General features: G+C 69.6%; 16 protein-coding genes and 1 pseudogene. 6 read left to right on the plus strand and 11 right to left on the minus strand.

Annotated elements, in window-relative coordinates:
- Positions 1–8: 8 nt before the first annotated feature.
- Positions 9–1,085 (plus strand): DNA integrity scanning diadenylate cyclase DisA, encoded by a 1,077-nt coding sequence (gene disA / locus J4030_RS00995; protein WP_307864497.1) that lies wholly within the window; start codon positions 9–11, stop codon positions 1,083–1,085.
- A 10-nt stretch (positions 1,086–1,095) separates the two neighbouring features.
- Positions 1,096–1,980: an A/G-specific adenine glycosylase gene (locus J4030_RS01000; RefSeq protein WP_307864498.1), complete on the plus strand. Its 885-nt coding sequence runs from the start codon at positions 1,096–1,098 to the stop codon at positions 1,978–1,980.
- Here J4030_RS01000 and J4030_RS01005 read toward each other — a convergent pair.
- Complete coding sequence (locus J4030_RS01005; RefSeq protein ID WP_208047314.1) at positions 1,962–2,507, minus strand: gluconokinase; 546 nt, start codon at positions 2,505–2,507, stop codon at positions 1,962–1,964. The genes J4030_RS01000 and J4030_RS01005 overlap by 19 nt on opposite strands.
- 31 nt (positions 2,508–2,538) lie before the next feature.
- On the opposite strand from J4030_RS01005, the gene J4030_RS01010 reads away from it, so the two are divergent.
- Entirely contained in the window at positions 2,539–2,901 is a 363-nt protein-coding gene (locus J4030_RS01010) for an MGMT family protein (protein WP_208047315.1), read from the plus strand.
- On the opposite strand, the gene J4030_RS01015 is transcribed toward J4030_RS01010, so the two are convergent.
- A complete protein-coding gene (locus J4030_RS01015) occupies positions 2,891–3,403 on the minus strand; it encodes an amino-acid N-acetyltransferase (protein WP_307864499.1) in 513 nt (170 codons plus the stop codon). The two genes, J4030_RS01010 and J4030_RS01015, sit on opposite strands and share 11 nt — an antisense overlap.
- A gap of 85 nt (positions 3,404–3,488) precedes the next feature.
- Entirely contained in the window at positions 3,489–6,035 is a 2,547-nt protein-coding gene (locus J4030_RS01020) for an ATP-dependent Clp protease ATP-binding subunit (RefSeq protein WP_208047316.1), read from the minus strand.
- A gap of 190 nt (positions 6,036–6,225) precedes the next feature.
- Between J4030_RS01020 and J4030_RS01025 the strand changes: the two genes are divergently transcribed.
- A complete protein-coding gene (locus tag J4030_RS01025) occupies positions 6,226–7,308 on the plus strand; it encodes a hypothetical protein (protein ID WP_208047317.1) in 1,083 nt (360 codons plus the stop codon).
- A 355-nt stretch (positions 7,309–7,663) separates the two neighbouring features.
- Here J4030_RS01025 and J4030_RS01030 read toward each other — a convergent pair whose 3' ends face one another.
- Positions 7,664–8,659: a Ku protein gene (locus J4030_RS01030; RefSeq protein ID WP_208047416.1), complete on the minus strand. Its 996-nt coding sequence runs from the start codon at positions 8,657–8,659 to the stop codon at positions 7,664–7,666.
- A gap of 16 nt (positions 8,660–8,675) precedes the next feature.
- On the opposite strand from J4030_RS01030, the gene ligD (J4030_RS01035) reads away from it, so the two are divergent.
- Together ligD (J4030_RS01035) and ligD (J4030_RS01040) are read left to right on the plus strand one after the other, a co-directional pair.
- A complete protein-coding gene (ligD, locus tag J4030_RS01035; protein WP_208047318.1) occupies positions 8,676–9,635 on the plus strand; it encodes a non-homologous end-joining DNA ligase in 960 nt (319 codons plus the stop codon).
- Positions 9,628–10,524: a non-homologous end-joining DNA ligase gene (gene ligD / locus J4030_RS01040; RefSeq protein ID WP_208047319.1), complete on the plus strand. Its 897-nt coding sequence runs from the start codon at positions 9,628–9,630 to the stop codon at positions 10,522–10,524. The genes ligD (J4030_RS01035) and ligD (J4030_RS01040) overlap by 8 nt, the downstream gene beginning before the upstream one ends.
- A gap of 2 nt (positions 10,525–10,526) precedes the next feature.
- On the opposite strand, the gene J4030_RS01045 is transcribed toward ligD (J4030_RS01040), so the two are convergent.
- The 7 genes and pseudogenes from J4030_RS01045 to J4030_RS01070 all read right to left on the minus strand — a co-directional run bounded on the left by J4030_RS01045 (position 10,527) and on the right by J4030_RS01070 (position 15,084).
- Positions 10,527–10,865, minus strand: coding sequence for an Lsr2 family protein (locus J4030_RS01045; protein WP_208047320.1), 339 nt, complete (start codon positions 10,863–10,865; stop codon positions 10,527–10,529).
- A 104-nt stretch (positions 10,866–10,969) separates the two neighbouring features.
- Positions 10,970–11,164 (minus strand): hypothetical protein, encoded by a 195-nt coding sequence (locus J4030_RS01050; RefSeq protein ID WP_208047321.1) that lies wholly within the window; start codon positions 11,162–11,164, stop codon positions 10,970–10,972.
- Positions 11,165–11,194: 30 nt separating this feature from the next.
- The gene (locus J4030_RS01055; RefSeq protein ID WP_208047322.1) at positions 11,195–11,743 is read right to left on the minus strand and encodes a methylated-DNA--[protein]-cysteine S-methyltransferase; all 549 of its coding nucleotides are present in this window, start codon (positions 11,741–11,743) and stop codon (positions 11,195–11,197) included.
- Entirely contained in the window at positions 11,740–12,969 is a 1,230-nt protein-coding gene (locus tag J4030_RS01060) for a DNA-3-methyladenine glycosylase 2 (RefSeq protein ID WP_279538035.1), read from the minus strand. The genes J4030_RS01055 and J4030_RS01060 overlap by 4 nt, the downstream gene beginning before the upstream one ends.
- 66 nt (positions 12,970–13,035) lie before the next feature.
- A pseudogene (locus J4030_RS18200) lies at positions 13,036–13,185 on the minus strand (Ada metal-binding domain-containing protein); the annotation flags it as partial.
- Between the two features lie 127 nt (positions 13,186–13,312).
- A complete protein-coding gene (gene panC, locus J4030_RS01065; protein ID WP_208047323.1) occupies positions 13,313–14,191 on the minus strand; it encodes a pantoate--beta-alanine ligase in 879 nt (292 codons plus the stop codon).
- On the minus strand, positions 14,188–15,084 hold the full coding sequence (locus tag J4030_RS01070; protein ID WP_307864500.1) for a DUF2520 domain-containing protein: 897 nt from the start codon (positions 15,082–15,084) through the stop codon (positions 14,188–14,190). The genes panC and J4030_RS01070 overlap by 4 nt, the downstream gene beginning before the upstream one ends.
- Positions 15,085–15,098: the final 14 nt, after the last annotated feature.

Consider the following 15,098-nt stretch of genomic DNA (forward strand, 5'->3'; position numbering starts at 1 on the left):
TCCAGCGCGTGCCACCCACCGAGGACCAGTTGCTGCGCGACACGCTCGCCGCGGCCGCGCCGGGCACCCAGTTGCGCGACGCCCTCGAGCGCATCCTGCGGGGCCGTACCGGCGCACTGATCGTGCTCGGCCACGACGCCGTGGTGCAGAGCATCAGCACCGGCGGCTTCCCGATCGACATCGACTTCTCTTCCACGCGGGTGCGAGAGCTCGCCAAGATGGACGGCGCCATCGTCCTGGACAGTGCGGTCACGCGGATCATCAGCGCCGCCGTCCAGCTCGTCCCCGACCCCAATATCCGCACCCGGGAATCCGGCACCCGGCATCGAACCGCGGAGCGGGTCGCGAAGCAGACCGGACTGCCGGTGATCTCGGTCAGCCAGTCGATGCAGACCATCGCCCTCTACGTCGGTTCGCTGCGGCACGTCATGGAGGGCTCCAACGCGATCCTGTCGCGTGCCAATCAGGCGCTGCAGACGCTGGAGCGCTACAAGGCGCGCCTCGACGAGGTGACCCGCACCCTGTCCGCCCTGGAGATCGAGGACCTGGTCACGGTCCGCGACGTGGCAACGGTGCTGCAGCGGCTGGAGATGGTGCGGCGGATCAGCGAGGAGATCGCCGAGTACGTCGTGGAGCTCGGCGTCGACGGGCGGCTGATGTCCCTGCAGCTGGACGAGCTGGTCGGCACCCTCTCGGACGACCGCGAGCTGGTCGTGCGCGACTACGTCGACGTCGCCCGCGACGGCATCACCACCCAGCAGGCACTCGACCGGCTGGCGGCGATCAGCTCCACCGACCTGCTCGACCTGCACGCCGGCGCCGGGGCGCTGGGGTCCCCCGGCGTCGCCGAATCGCTCGACGCGCCGGTCTCACCGCGCGGCTACCGGCTGCTCAGCAAGATCCCGCGGATTCCGCCGATGATCAACGACCGCCTGGTGGAGCACTTCGGAGGCCTGCAGAAACTGCTGGCGGCCGACTTCGACCATCTGATGGCCGTCGAGGGCGTCGGGGAGCTGCGCGCCCGCTCGGTCCGCGAGGGGCTGTCACGGCTGGCCGAGAACAGCATCCTCGAGCGGTACGTCTGAGCTGCACGCGGTGACCGCCACCGACCACGCCGTACTCCATCGACCCGTTCTGGACTGGTACGCCGAGCAACGCCGCGACCTGCCCTGGCGGTCCCCCGGCGCCACGCCGTGGGGCGTCTTCGTGTCCGAGGTCATGCTGCAGCAGACCCCCGTCGTACGGGTGCTGCCGGTGTGGACGCAGTGGATGACGCGTTGGCCGACCCCTGCGGACCTCGCCGCCGCCGCGCCCGGCGACGCTGTCCGGCACTGGGGGCGCCTCGGATACCCGCGCCGGGCCCTACGCCTGCACGCCGCGGCCACCGCGATGGTCGCATCGCACGACGGCGCGGTCCCGGACGACCTGGAGCAGTTGCGGGCGCTCCCCGGAGTCGGTTCGTACACCGCGGCCGCGGTCGGAGCCTTCGCGTTCGGTATCCGCTGCGCCGTCGTCGACACCAACGTGCGCCGGGTGCACGCCCGCTGCGTGACGGGGTCGGCGCAGGCGGCCCCGGCGTTGACCGCGGCCGAGTCGCGCCTGGCCGAGGAACTCCTCCCGCCCGACGACGCGAAAGCCGCCGTCTGGAACGTCGCGGTGATGGAGCTCGGCGCGCTGGTCTGCACTGCCGCCTCCCCCACCTGCGACCGCTGCCCGATCGCCGACCGGTGCGCCTGGGTGGCGGCCGGCCGCCCGGCGTACGACGGGCCGGTCAAGCGCGCGCAGCGGTGGGCCGGCACCGACCGGCAGGTGCGCGGACTGCTCCTGCAGGCGCTGCGGGACGCGGACGGCCCGGTGGAGCAGGCCCGTCTCGACCTCGTGTGGGCCGACGCGGCACAGCGGGGTCGCTGCCTGGCGGGCCTGATCGAGGACGGGCTCATCGACCCGCTGCCGGACCGGGCCTACGCGCTGCCCGGCTGAGCGCCCAGGCCCAACTTCTCGAACGCCTCGTCGACCACGTCCTGCGGATCGCCGTGGGCGTGCACCACGACACCGGGCTCGTCCGGCTGCAGCGCCTCGAGCGTGGCCAACTGCGACGGCAGCAACGACGCGGGCATGTAATGGCCGGTGCGCGCCGCGAGGCGTCGTTCCAGCTCCTGCACAGGCACGTCGATATCGCAGAACCGCACCCGGTCGCGCCCCTTCACCAGCAGGTCCCGGTACTCGCGCTTCAGCGCCGAGCAGGTGATGATCGCGCTGCGGCCCTCGCGCGCATGCTCGTCCATCCACGCTCCGATGGCCCGCAGCCACGGCCAGCGATCCTCGTCGGTGAGGGGCGTGCCATGCGCCATCTTCTCCACGTTCGCCGCGGGGTGGAAGTCGTCGCCCTCGGCGAAGTCCCACCCGAGTCTGGTCGCGAGCGCAGTGGCGATGGTGGTCTTCCCGGAGCCCGAGACCCCCATCACGATCACGAACTGCGGACGGTCGTGCCCCGAGGCGGTACTCATGGTCCTCGACCCTACTGACTACCTTGCGGGCATGGATCTGCGCACCAGCGTCTACGCCATCGTCCGGCTGGTCCCGCGCGGGAGCGTCGTCAGCTACGGCGACATCGCCGGGATGCTCGCCATGTCGCCGCGAATGGTCGGGCGGTTCATGGCGCTGTGCGAGGAGGAGGACGTGCCGTTCTGGCGGGTGGTCAACTCGTACGGCGATCTGCCACCGCACGTGCGGGTGCACGCCCTCGAGCACTGGCACGAGGAGGGGCTGGCGCTCAAGCCGAACGGACTGGGAGTGGCGATCCGGCGCTACCGGGCCGACCTCGCCGTCCTCGCCGACGCGGCGGAGGCCGCCCTCGGCCCGTTGCCGGGGCTGGAGGACGACGACTCGTTCACAGAGTGAGCAGCATCCGGGTGTTGCCGAGGGTGTTGGGCTTGACCCGGTCCAGATCGAGGAATTCGGCCACGCCCTCGTCATAGGACTGCAGCAGCTCGCGATAGACGTCCGGCTCGACCGGATCGCCCTCGATCTCCCGGAATCCGTGCCGGGCGAAGAAGTCGACCTCGAAGGTGAGGCAGAAGACCCGTCCGACCCCCAGGTCCCGGGCGTGGGCGAGCAGGTGGCGCAGCATCTGGTGACCGGTCCCGTGACCGCGCACCTGCGGGTGGACCGCGATGGTGCGCACCTCGGCGACGTCCTCCCACATCACGTGCAGGGCGCCGCACCCGACCACGACGCCGTCGCGCTCAGCGACCACGAACTCCTGCAGGCCCTCGAAGTACGCGACGGGCGGTTTGGCGACGATGGCCCGGGTCGCGACGTACGGCTCGATCAAGCCGCGGATGGCGGGTACGTCGGCGGTGCGGGCGGGGCGCAGGGTCGTGCTCACCGACGCGTCGTCCACCCCACGACCCTAACCAGCGGGTCGGCGGACGCGAATCGGCCCCGGATCCGCTGTGGGATCCGGGGCCAATTCGGCTGTCGGTCGGTCAGTCCTTGCCGAGGTCGACGCCGTGCTCGCCGCCGCCCTCGCCGACACCTGCCGGCTCGGGCAGTGCGTCGGGCGCCTTCGGCTTGGGCGAGCCGGCGAAGGTGAACTTCGCGGTCTTGCCCTCACCGTCGACGTCGACCAGGACGATCTCACCCGCGCCGATCTCGCCGTAGAGGATCTTCTCGGACATCATGTCCTCGATCTCCCGCTGGATCGTGCGACGCAGCGGTCGGGCACCGAGCGCGGGGTCGTACCCGCGCTTGGCCAGCAGCGCCTTGGCGGGCGAGGTGAGTTCGATCGCCATGTCCTTGTCCTTCAGCCGCACGTCGAGCTTCTCGACCATGAGGTCGACGATCTCGACGATCTGCTCCTCGGTCAGCTGCGGGAAGACGATGGTGTCGTCCACGCGGTTGAGGAACTCGGGGCGGAAGTGCTGCTTGAGCTCGTCCTGCACCTTCGCGCGCATCCGGTCGTAGTCGGTTGCGGCGTCGTTGCCGGAGGCGAAGCCCAGCGAGACACCCTTGGAGATGTCCCTGGTGCCGAGGTTGGTGGTCATGATGATCACCGTGTTCTTGAAGTCCACGACCCGGCCCTGGGAGTCGGTCAACCGACCGTCCTCCAGGATCTGCAACAGGCTGTTGAAGATGTCCGGGTGCGCCTTCTCGACCTCGTCGAAGAGCACCACGGAGAAGGGCTTGCGCCGCACCTTCTCGGTCAGCTGGCCGCCCTCCTCGTACCCGACGTAGCCGGGAGGCGAACCGAACAGCCGCGAGACGGTGTGCTTCTCGGCGAACTCGGACATGTCGAGGGTGATCAACGCGTCCTCGTCGCCGAAGAGGAACTCCGCGAGCGCCTTGGCCAGCTCGGTCTTACCGACACCGGTCGGACCGGCGAAGATGAACGAGCCACCGGGACGACGGGGGTCCTTCAGACCCGCGCGGGTACGACGGATGGCCTGGGAGAGCGCCTTGATCGCGTCGTCGTTGCCGACGACCCGCTTGTGCAGCTCGTCCTCCATCCGCAGCAGTCGCGAGGACTCCTCCTCGGTCAGCTTGAAGACGGGGATTCCGGTCGAGGCGGCGAGCACCTCGGCGATCAGCTCCTCGTCCACCTCGGCCACGACGTCCTGGTCGCCGGCCTTCCACTCCTTCTCACGCTGCGCCTTGGCGTTGATGAGGTTCTTCTCGTCATCACGCAGCGACGCGGCCTTCTCGAAGTCTTGCCCGTCGATCGCCGATTCCTTCTCACGGCGCACGTGCTGGATCTTCTCGTCGTACTCACGGAGGTCGGTCGGAGCCGTCATCCGGCGGATGCGCAGTCGCGCACCGGCCTCGTCGATCAGGTCGATCGCCTTGTCCGGCAGGTGCCGGTCGTTGATGTAGCGGTCGGCCATGTTGACCGCGCCCACCAGCGCGGCATCGGTGATCGTGACCCGGTGGTGGGCCTCGTACCGGTCGCGCAGACCCTTGAGGATCTCGATGGCGTGCGGGATCGAGGGCTCCATGACCTGGATGGGCTGGAAGCGGCGCTCGAGTGCCGCGTCCTTCTCGATGTGCTTGCGGTACTCGTCGAGCGTGGTCGCGCCGATCGTCTGCAGCTCGCCGCGCGCCAGCATCGGCTTCAGGATCGAGGCCGCGTCGATGGCGCCCTCGGCCGCGCCCGCACCGACGAGGGTGTGGATCTCGTCGATGAACAGGATGATGTCGCCGCGGGTGCGGATCTCCTTCAGCACCTTCTTCAGGCGCTCCTCGAAGTCACCGCGGTAGCGCGAACCGGCCACCAGCGACCCGAGGTCGAGGGTGTAGAGCTGCTTGTCCTTCAGCGTCTCGGGCACGTCGCCGCGCACGATGTCCGCGGCGAGGCCCTCGACGACGGCGGTCTTGCCGACGCCGGGCTCACCGATGAGCACCGGGTTGTTCTTGGTACGCCGCGACAGCACCTGCATGACACGTTCGATCTCGGACTCGCGCCCGATGACCGGATCGAGTTTTCCGTCGCGCGCCGCCTGGGTCAGGTTGCGACCGAACTGGTCGAGCACCAGCGAACCCGCCGGGGTGCCCTCCTGCTGGCCCTGACCGCCGACGCCTGCGCCCGCGGTCTCCTTGCCCTGGTAGCCGGAGACGAGCTGGATGACCTGCTGGCGCACCCGCGCCAGGTCGGCGCCCATCTTGACCAGCACCTGGGCGGCGACGCCCTCGCCCTCGCGGATGAGGCCGAGCAGGATGTGCTCGGTGCCGATGTAGCTGTGGCCGAGCTGCAGACCCTCGCGCAGCGAGAGCTCCAGGACCTTCTTGGCCCGCGGGGTGAAGGGGATGTGGCCCGGCTGGGTCTGCTGGCTGGGGCCGATGATCTCCTGCACCTGCTCGCGGACGGCCTCCAAGGAGATGCCGAGGCTCTCCAGGGCCTTGGCCGCGACGCCCTCACCCTCGTGGATGAGGCCGAGCAGGATGTGCTCGGTGCCGATGTAGTTGTGGTTGAGCATGCGCGCCTCTTCTTGGGCGAGCACCACCACACGCCGTGCGCGGTCGGTGAACCGTTCGAACATGTCAACTCCCTTGAGGCTGCTGCCTGCGTCCTTCGATGCTATCCGCAGCGGCTGGGCGACCTACCTGCCCTGCTGCTGGTGTCTGATGACCTCAACGCGACCCACCCACAGTGTGTTCCGCGCGGACCCCTCAGACGAAAGACGTTCGCCGTCAGCAGAAAGCCCGAGCGCCACGCTTACGATCCATACCGTGGCGGACACGGACACGGACACGGACGTGGTGAAGGTGCAGGCCTTCGGGCACACCCTCGCCATCGAGGTCCCCGATCCCGCGTCGGCGGGGCGTGTGCGCGGCCAGTGGGCGCGTTGTCTGGCCGACGGCTCTGCGGACGCAACCGTGGATTCGGTCCGGTACGGCGCCGAGTTCGACCTCGACTTCGCCGAGTACACCGTCGTCTCCAGCGTCACCCTGCGGTTGATTCAGCTGTGCGCCGGCCGCCTCATGATGCTGCACGCGGCGGGGGTCGCCGACCCGGGCACGGGCGCCGTCATCGCCCTCGTCGCGGAGTCCGGCACCGGCAAGACGACTGCGGCCCAGCGGCTGTGCACGACCGGATTCGGCTACGTCACGGACGAGACGGTCGCCGTACGCGAGGACGGTCAGGTGTTGCCGTTCCCCAAGCCGCTGTCGGTCATCATCGAGGGCGAGGACCACAAGCAGCAACACGGGCCTGACGAGCTGGGGCTGCTCGCCGCGCCCGAGCATCCGGACCTGCGGCTGCACCGGATCGTCCTGCTCGAGCGCGACGGCGCACCGGGCGACCCGCCGCGGGTCGAGCAGCTGGCCCTGCTCGACGCCATCCTGGCGCTCATCCCGCAACTGTCGTTCCTGACGAAGATGGCCGATCCTCTGCTCACCCTCACGCGGCACGTGCGGTCCTGTGGAGGCATCCACCGCCTGCGGTACACCGAGATCCAGGAATGCGCCGACACGCTGCGGAAGTTGGTCGCCGACGACCCGGCAGAGGTCGCCGAGGTCGAGCACCTTCCGCCCACCGGTACGCCCGCCCGGGGGCAGGTCGGCTCGTACCATCGCGGCGCGTACGCCGACGCCGTCCGGATCGACGACGAGATCCTGCTGCTCATCGAGGACCTCCCGATCCGCTGCAGCGGGCTGGGCGCCACGGTGTGGGACGCCACCGCGCAGCCGCGCACCGCAGAGGAACTGGTCGACATCTGCATCGAGATGCACGGCGAGCACCCGGACGCCGACGCACTGGTCCGCGCCGCCGTCGAGGAACTGTGCAGGTACGGGGTGCTGGCGCAGGGCTGATCGACCGATCTGGGTCGCTCGCCGGAACTCCGGTGCCAGTCCACGTCTTGGCCCGCTCGGCCCCGAACACACCCCCGCCACCCAGCACCCGCCCACGTCGTGGCCCGCTCGGCCCCGAACACACCCCCGTACGCCCAGCACCCGCCCACGTCTTGACCCGCTCGGCCCCGAACACACCCCGCCACCCAGCACCCGCCCACGTCTGGGCCCGCTCGACCCCGAACACACCCCCGCCACCCAGCACCCGCCCACGTCTTGGCCCACTCGACCCCGAACACACCCCGAACGCCTGTGCCAGCCCACGTCTTGGCCCGCTCGGCCCCGAACACACCCCCGCCGGCGAGACCAGCCCGCCTCAGCTGGCTTTCTTGGCCGTGCTCTTCTTGGTCGCCTTCGTCGCCGTCTTCTTCGCTGCGCTCTTCGTGGTCGTCTTCGCCGCCGACTTCTTCGCGGCTGTCTTCTTCGCAGCGCTCGTCGCGGTCGTTCTCGCCGCGCCGGTCTTCTTGGCAGCCGGCTTCGTGGCCGTGCTCGTGCCGCCGGCGACCTTCTTCGCCGGCGCCTCGCCCCGCGATGCCTTCGCCCGGTCGACGCTCTGCTGCAGGGCCGCCAGCAGGTCGACCACCTGGGCGGAGTCTCCCTCGTCCTCGTCCTGAGGAGCCTTGACCTCGCCTCCGTCGAGCTTGGCGCGGACGACCTCCTTGACCGCCTGCTCGTAGTCGTCGACGTAGTCGTCCGGCTCGTAGTCGCCGGCCAGCGACTCGACCAGCATCTGCGCCATCGCGAGCTCCGCGGGCTTGGCCGGCGACTCGTCCGCGTCGTCGAGGACGCCGAAGTCGGCCTCCCGCACCTCGTCGGGCCACAGCAGGGTCTGCAGGGCGATGACGCCGCCGCGCACGCGCAGCACCGCGATCGTCATCCGGGTGCGGATCGAGATCGTCACGATCGCGACCCGGTCGGTCTCCTCCAGCGCCGAGCGCAACAACTCGTACGGCTTGACCGCGGACTTGTCCGGTTCGAGGTAGTAGCACTTGTCCAGGTACATCGGGTCGATCTGGTCGCTCGGGACGAACTTGTCCACGGCGATCTCCCGGCTGCTGCTCGTCGGCAGCGAGGACAGGTCCTCGTCGGTCAGCACGACCATCTGGCCGTCCTCGGTCTCGTACCCCTTGGCGATGTCGTCGTACGCCACCTGCTCACCGTCGACCGAGCAGACCCGCTGATAGCGGATCCGACCGCCGTCCTCGCGGTGCACCTGACGGAACTGCACGTCGTGGTTCTCGGTCGCCGAGTACAGCCGGACCGGCACGTTCACCAGTCCGAACGACACGGCACCTCTCCAAATGGCTCGCACCAGGCAAGATTGCCCCATGCGCCCCATGCTCGCCACCCCTTCCGCGCGGGTGCCGAGCGGCGACCAGTGGCAGCACGAGGTCAAGTGGGACGGCATGCGGGTGCTGGCCGACGTGCACGACGGCCGGGTGCGGCTGACGTCACGCACCGAGCGGGAGGTGTCCGTCGCCTTCCCGGAGCTGCTCACGGACGCCGCGGGCCTCACGGAGTACGACGATCTGCTGCTCGACGGGGAGATCGTCAGCCTGCGCGACGGTCGACCGTCGTTCGGGGCGCTGGCCGAGCGGTTCAACGTCGGTGACGCACGCACCGCCGCGACCCTCGCGGTCCAGGCGCCCGTGACGCTGATGGCCTTCGACGTGCTGCGGGTCGCCGGTACGCCGACCCTCACGCGCCCGCTGTCCCAGAGGCGCGAACTGCTCGAGGGCATCGGGATCGCCACGGCCCGGGTGCAGGTGCCGCCGACGTTCCCCGGGGGCGCGGACCTGTTGCGCGCCACCGCGGACCAGGGCCTGGAGGGGATCGTCTCCAAACGCACCGACTCGGCCTACCTTCCGGGCTCGCGCAGCCCGCAATGGCGCAAGATCGTGCACCGCACCACCGGGTCGTACGTGATCGGCGGTTGGCGACCGGAGACCGACTCCGCGCGGCTGGGCGCGCTGCTCGTCGGGACACCCACGCCGAGTGGTCTGGCCTTCCGGGGACGGATCGGCTCGGGGCTGGCCGGTGCGGCGGGTGCTCGCCTCCTGGAGCAGCTGCGATCCCGCAGCCGCTCGGACTCCCCGTTCCTGGAGCGGGTTCCAGCGATCGACGCCAAAGGCTGCACCTGGGTGGACCCGGACCTGGTGGCGGATCTGGAGTACCACGGTGTCTCCGAGGGCGGCCGGTTGCGGCAACCCACCTGGCGCGGCCTGCGTCCCGACCTCACGCCCGCCGAATTGATGGACACCGCCGTAGAGGACCCCGCGGATGCCTGATGCGCAGCAGGTCAGTGTCGAGGTCGACGGCCGTCGTCTCGCGATCAGCAACCTGGACAAGGTGCTGTATCCGGCGACGGAGACCACCAAGGGCGAGGTGCTGCACTATTACGCGCGGGTGGCTCCGGTGCTGTTGCCGATCCTGCAGGGGCGGCCGGTGACCCGGGTCCGTTGGCCGCACGGCGTGGGCGACATGTCGTTCTTCGAGAAGAACGTGCCGCGCGGTGCGCCCTCCTGGCTGCCGCGGATGACGGTGAGCTCCAGCGGGTCACGCGGCGGCGGCGACCGTGTCACCTACCCGTTCGTGTCCGACCTCGCCGCGTTGACCTATCTGGCCAATCTGGCCGCCATCGAATTGCACGTGCCGCAATGGCGCTGGGTCGACGAAGCCCCCGCCAATCCCGACCGACTGGTGATCGACCTGGACCCCGGAGCGCCGGCGGGTCTGGCCGAGTGCGCACGTCTCGCGCTGCAGGTACGGGAAGAACTGGCGGCGGCGGGGATGGAACGCACCGTCCCGGTCACGTCGGGTAGCAAGGGGATGCAGGTGTACGCCGCGGTGGACGGTTCGCGTACGAGCGAGGAGATACGCGACTGGGCCAAGGAGTTGGCCCAGTCTTTGACCCGACGCAATCCGGACCTGGTCGTGTGGAAGATGACCAAATCCATCCGCGGCGGGAAAGTGCTGTTGGACTGGTCACAGAACACCGCTGCTAAGACCACCATCGCTCCGTATTCCCTTCGCGGCAGGGAACGGCCGATGGTGGCCGCCCCGCGCAGCTGGGAAGAAGTCGAGGACCACGGCCGGCTCACACAACTCGATTTCGAAGAAGTGCTTGACCGACTCGATTCTGACGGGGATCTATTCGGCGACGCGCTGCTGGACTGAATTCAGGAATTGGCCTGGGCGTAGGCGGTCTGGAGCTCACCGGAAACCCGGCCGCGGTCACTCACGGTGAAACCGTTGGAGCGACCCCATTCACGGATCTTGTTCAGGTCGTCGCGACCGGCCGTGCTGCCCGCCGTCGCACGAGTGACGGTCGCCTTGCGGGCGCCCCGGACCTTCCGGGCGTGGCCGGTCCAGGTAGCCAGGTCGTCGCGCAGGCGGGCGGCATTTGCCGAGGACAGATCAATCTCGTAGTTGACGCCGTCAAGGGCGAAAGTCACGGTCTCCGCGGCTTCGGAGTGGTCGAGGTCGTCTTCCAGCAGAATCTGGACGCGCTGAGCCATATCAATCTCCTATGTACCCGATGTGGGTTATGCATCGTTTGGTGGACCCTTCAACAACGCACACCTGGGCGTCATTGAAGGCGATGCAAAGATAACATACTAATTCAGGAGTCTTGAGAGGCACTCGGCGTAGTCGGAGGCTGTGTCGGGGCATCCGGTGTATCGCTTTTGTGTTCTTCTTCCCACTGCGCTTGCGCTATTCGCTCACGCCGGTCGCCCTCCATCATGTGGCGCAGCACGAGATACAACAGAAACAGCAGGCCGATCGACGGCACGAGTGTTTCGAGGGCGGCCCACATGGCTCCAGAGTAGGCCGCCCCACCGATCGCTCAGCGCGGCAGGTGCAGCATCTGCTGGGCCTCGCCTCTGCCCAGGTCCTGCTCACCGAGCGTCTCGCGTTCGTGCTGCAGGAGCCACACCTTGCGCTCGATGCCGCCGCCGAACCCCGTCATCGCGCCGTTCGCGCCGATGACCCGGTGGCACGGCACCACGATCGAGATCGGGTTGCGCCCGTTGGCGAGTCCGACCGCGCGGCTGGCGCCGACCGAACCCAGCGCGCGGGCGAGGTCGCCGTAGCTGCGGGTGCACCCGTAGGGAATCGCGCGCAACTGCGCCCAGACGCGCTGCTGGAAATCGGTACCCACCGGATCCAACGGCAGGTCGAACGTGCGCCGTTCACCGCGGAAGTACTCCCGCAACTGCGCCACCGCGTCAGCGAGCACTCCCGTGGCGGATTCCTCGCGCGGTCCGAAGGTGGATTCCTCCGGTTGGTGGCGGTGTTTCTGCATGTAGAGCGCCGAGAGCGCCGGTCCCCGTCGTACGAGGGTCAGGTCGCCGATAGGAGTACCGGTCATCTGGAAATGCGAGGTCTGATTCATGAGATGTCCTTTTCCGGGAGTCGATTGGTCTCGTGGTCGCCGGTGGCCCACAGGTGCTGCACCGCGTACGAACGCCAGGGCCGCCACCGCGTGGAGGCGCTCTCGATGACGCGCGGCTTGTCCTCGATCCCGAGAGCGCGCGCGGCGATCCGCACGCCGAGATCGGTGCCGGGGAACGCGTCGGGGTCGCCCAGCGCCCGCATCGCGTAGCTCTCGACGGTCCAGGGGCCGATGCCCGGCACGGCGCCCAGCACCTGGCGGGCCTCGTCGCGATCGGCTCCGGCGCTGGTGTCCAGCGCGCCGTCGGCCAGCACGCGGCACAACGACCGGATGGTCTCCCGGCGGGTCACCGGCATCGCGAACGATTCGTCCCCGGCCTGCAGCAGCGCCTCCGGTCCGGGAAAGAGCCGGGTGAGACCCCCACCCGGATCGTCGACGGGTCGGCCGTACGTCGCCACGAGCCGCCCCGCGTGCGTGCGGGCCGCTTTCGTGGAGACCTGCTGACCGAGCACCAGCCGGATCGCCATCTCGCGGGAGTCGACGGTCCGCGGGACCCGACGACCCGGCGTACGACGCACCAGCGGGGCAAGGAGCGGGTCCTCCGCGAGCGCCGCGTCGACGGCCTCCGGATCGCAGTCCAGATCCAGCAGCCACCGACATCGGCTCACCGCGACCGTGAGGTCGGCCAGATCGGTGAGCGCCAGGTCGGCGCGGACGTGGTCCGGGGTCGGCGACAACTCCACGATGCCCGCTCCCCCGGGAAGGTCCAGCGTGCGCCGGTACCGTCCGTCACGCCATTCCTCCACCCCCGGCACACCCGTGGTGGCCAGATGGCCGAAGACGTTGTCGGGGTGGAAAGGCGCGCGGAAGGGCAGCCGCAACGACAGTCGCTGCCACGGCGAGGCGTCGTGACCCCGTGCCTCACCGCGCCCGGCCTTCGCGGCGCGCAACTGCGACGGAGTCATGGCGAACACCTCCTGCACCGCCTCGTTGAACGCGCGGATGCTGCCGAAGCCGGACGCGTGCGCCACCTGGGCCAGCGGGAGGGTCGTGGTCTCGATCAGGGTGCGCGCGGACTGGGCGCGCCCGGCCCGGGCGATCGCGAGTGGTCCCGCACCGAGCTCGGACTGCATGGCCCGCTCGATCTGCCGCACCGAGTAGCCGAGCCGCCGCGCCAGACCCGTCACGCCGTCGCGGTCCACGACACCGTCGCCGATCAGTCGCATCGCGCGACCGACCAGATCGGCGCGCACGTTCCACTCCGGCGAGCCGGGACTCGCATCCGGTCGGCAGCGCTTGCACGCGCGGAAACCGGCCGACTGGGCCGCGGCGGCCGTCGGCAGGAAGGTGATGTTGCGGGCCTTGGGAGGGGTCGCCGGACAGCTGGGTCGGCAGTAGATGCCGGTGCTGCGTACGCCGGTCACGAACCAGCCGTCGAACCGTGCGTCACGGGATCACACGGCCCGCAGACAGGCGTCGGTGTCGGTGTGCATGCGTCCAGTCTGCGCCGGATGCCGAGGCGAAGCTAGCGGAAAAGCGACATGTCGGTTTCTCGCCAGTGACACCGGGTCAGGAGATGGGTCGCGCCCCACCCTCCGGGCCGAGTTCGATGGGCAGATTATCGATGAGCCGCGTGGTGCCGACCCGGCCTGCGACGGCCAGCAGGGCCGGTCCGCGGTACCACTCGGCCACCTCGGTGAGCTCGGTCGGATGGACGAGCACGAGATAGTCGATCATCGCCAGCGGCTCACGGACCAGCACGTCGCGGGCAGCACGACGTACGGCGGCCGGTCCGATCCGCGCCATGTCCGCGCCCGCGCGCAACGCCTGCGACAGGCAGCCGGCGACCTCGCGGTCGGTCTCGGTCAGATAGCGGTTGCGACTGCTCAGCGCCAGACCGTCAGCCTCCCGCGCGGTCTCGACGGCCACCACCTCGGTGGGGAAGTCCAGATCACGTGCCATTCGTTTGATCAGCAACAGTTGCTGAGCGTCTTTCTGCCCGTAGTACGCCCGAGACGGTCGCACCAGATGCAGCATCTTCGCGACCACCGTCAGGACACCGTCGAAATGCCCGGGTCGCGCGGCGCCCTCCAGGACGTTGCCGAGCGCGCCCGCCGAGATGCGCACACCAGGTTCGCCGTCGGGGTACACGACATCGGGTGAGGGCGCGAAGACCACATCCACGCCTTCGCGGGCGCAGATCGCCACGTCGTCCTCGAAGGTGCGCGGATACCGCGAGAGATCCTCACCCGCCGCGAACTGCAGTGGGTTGAGGAAGATCGTCACGATGACGTGCTCCATCTCCTGACGCGCCTGCCGGATCAGTCGCGCGTGCCCCTCGTGCAGCGCGCCCATCGTCATGACGACGCCCACGTCGTCACCGAGCGCCGCGCGAGCGGTCTGCAGTTCGGTGCGGGTGTAGGCGATCGTCGGGGTCTCGTCCGTCATCCCTCGTGTCCGTTCGGGTCGAGCAGGTCCAGCATCGGTCGGGTGGATCGCGCCGGGGTCGCGTGGCGTTCGGCAGCGCGTCGTGCAGTGGCGAGTGCCATCGCACGATAGGAGCTCCCTACATCGGGTGACTCGTCGGACAGCACCTCCAGGTGGGCGCGGACCGTCTCGACGTCACCGCGCGCCACGGGCCCGGTGAGGGCCCGGTCGCCGTGCTCGAGCGCGTTGGTGAGGGCGGCCGTCAGCAGTCCGTCGAGCACCTGCTGCGGTGCCTCGATCCCGGCGTGGCGCAGGATCTGCTGACTCTGCGCGACGAGCGTCACCAGATGGTTGGCGCCGTGGGTGAGGGCGGCGTGGTACCGCGGCCGCTGCTCCTCCGACAACGGCAGCGGTTCGCCGCCGAGGTCGAGCACGAGCGCCTCGGCGATCAGATCCGCGCCCATCGAGGCCGTCACCGCCATGGGGATGCCGAGGAGCCGGGGCAGGTCACGGGCGGTGCCGGTGAAGGTCATCGCCGGGTGCATCGCGATCGCGTCACCACCGGCCTCGACGACAGGAGCGAGCACCTCGCAGCCGTGGAAACCGCTGGTATGGATGACCAGACGACCACCGTTCCACGCACCCTCCGCGCCAAGCGAGCGCGTCAGATCACCGAGCTCGTCGTCCGGCACGGTGAGGAGCACGACCTCGGCGGACCGGGCGACCTCGGCGGGCGGCAGCACGGGCACGCCGGGCAGCATCTCGGCCGCCCGATGCAGCGAGGCGTCGCTCACAGCGCTCGTGGCCACGACCTCGTGGCCCGCCGCGCGGAACGCGGCACCGAGCACCGCGCCGACGCGGCCACATCCGATGACCGCGACGCGCAAGCTCGGTGGCCGACCCGTCGTACTCACAGGCAGTGACGCTA

The sequence above is a fragment of the Allobranchiibius sp. CTAmp26 genome (assembly GCF_017565405.1).
Taxonomy (GTDB): domain Bacteria; phylum Actinomycetota; class Actinomycetes; order Actinomycetales; family Dermatophilaceae; genus Allobranchiibius.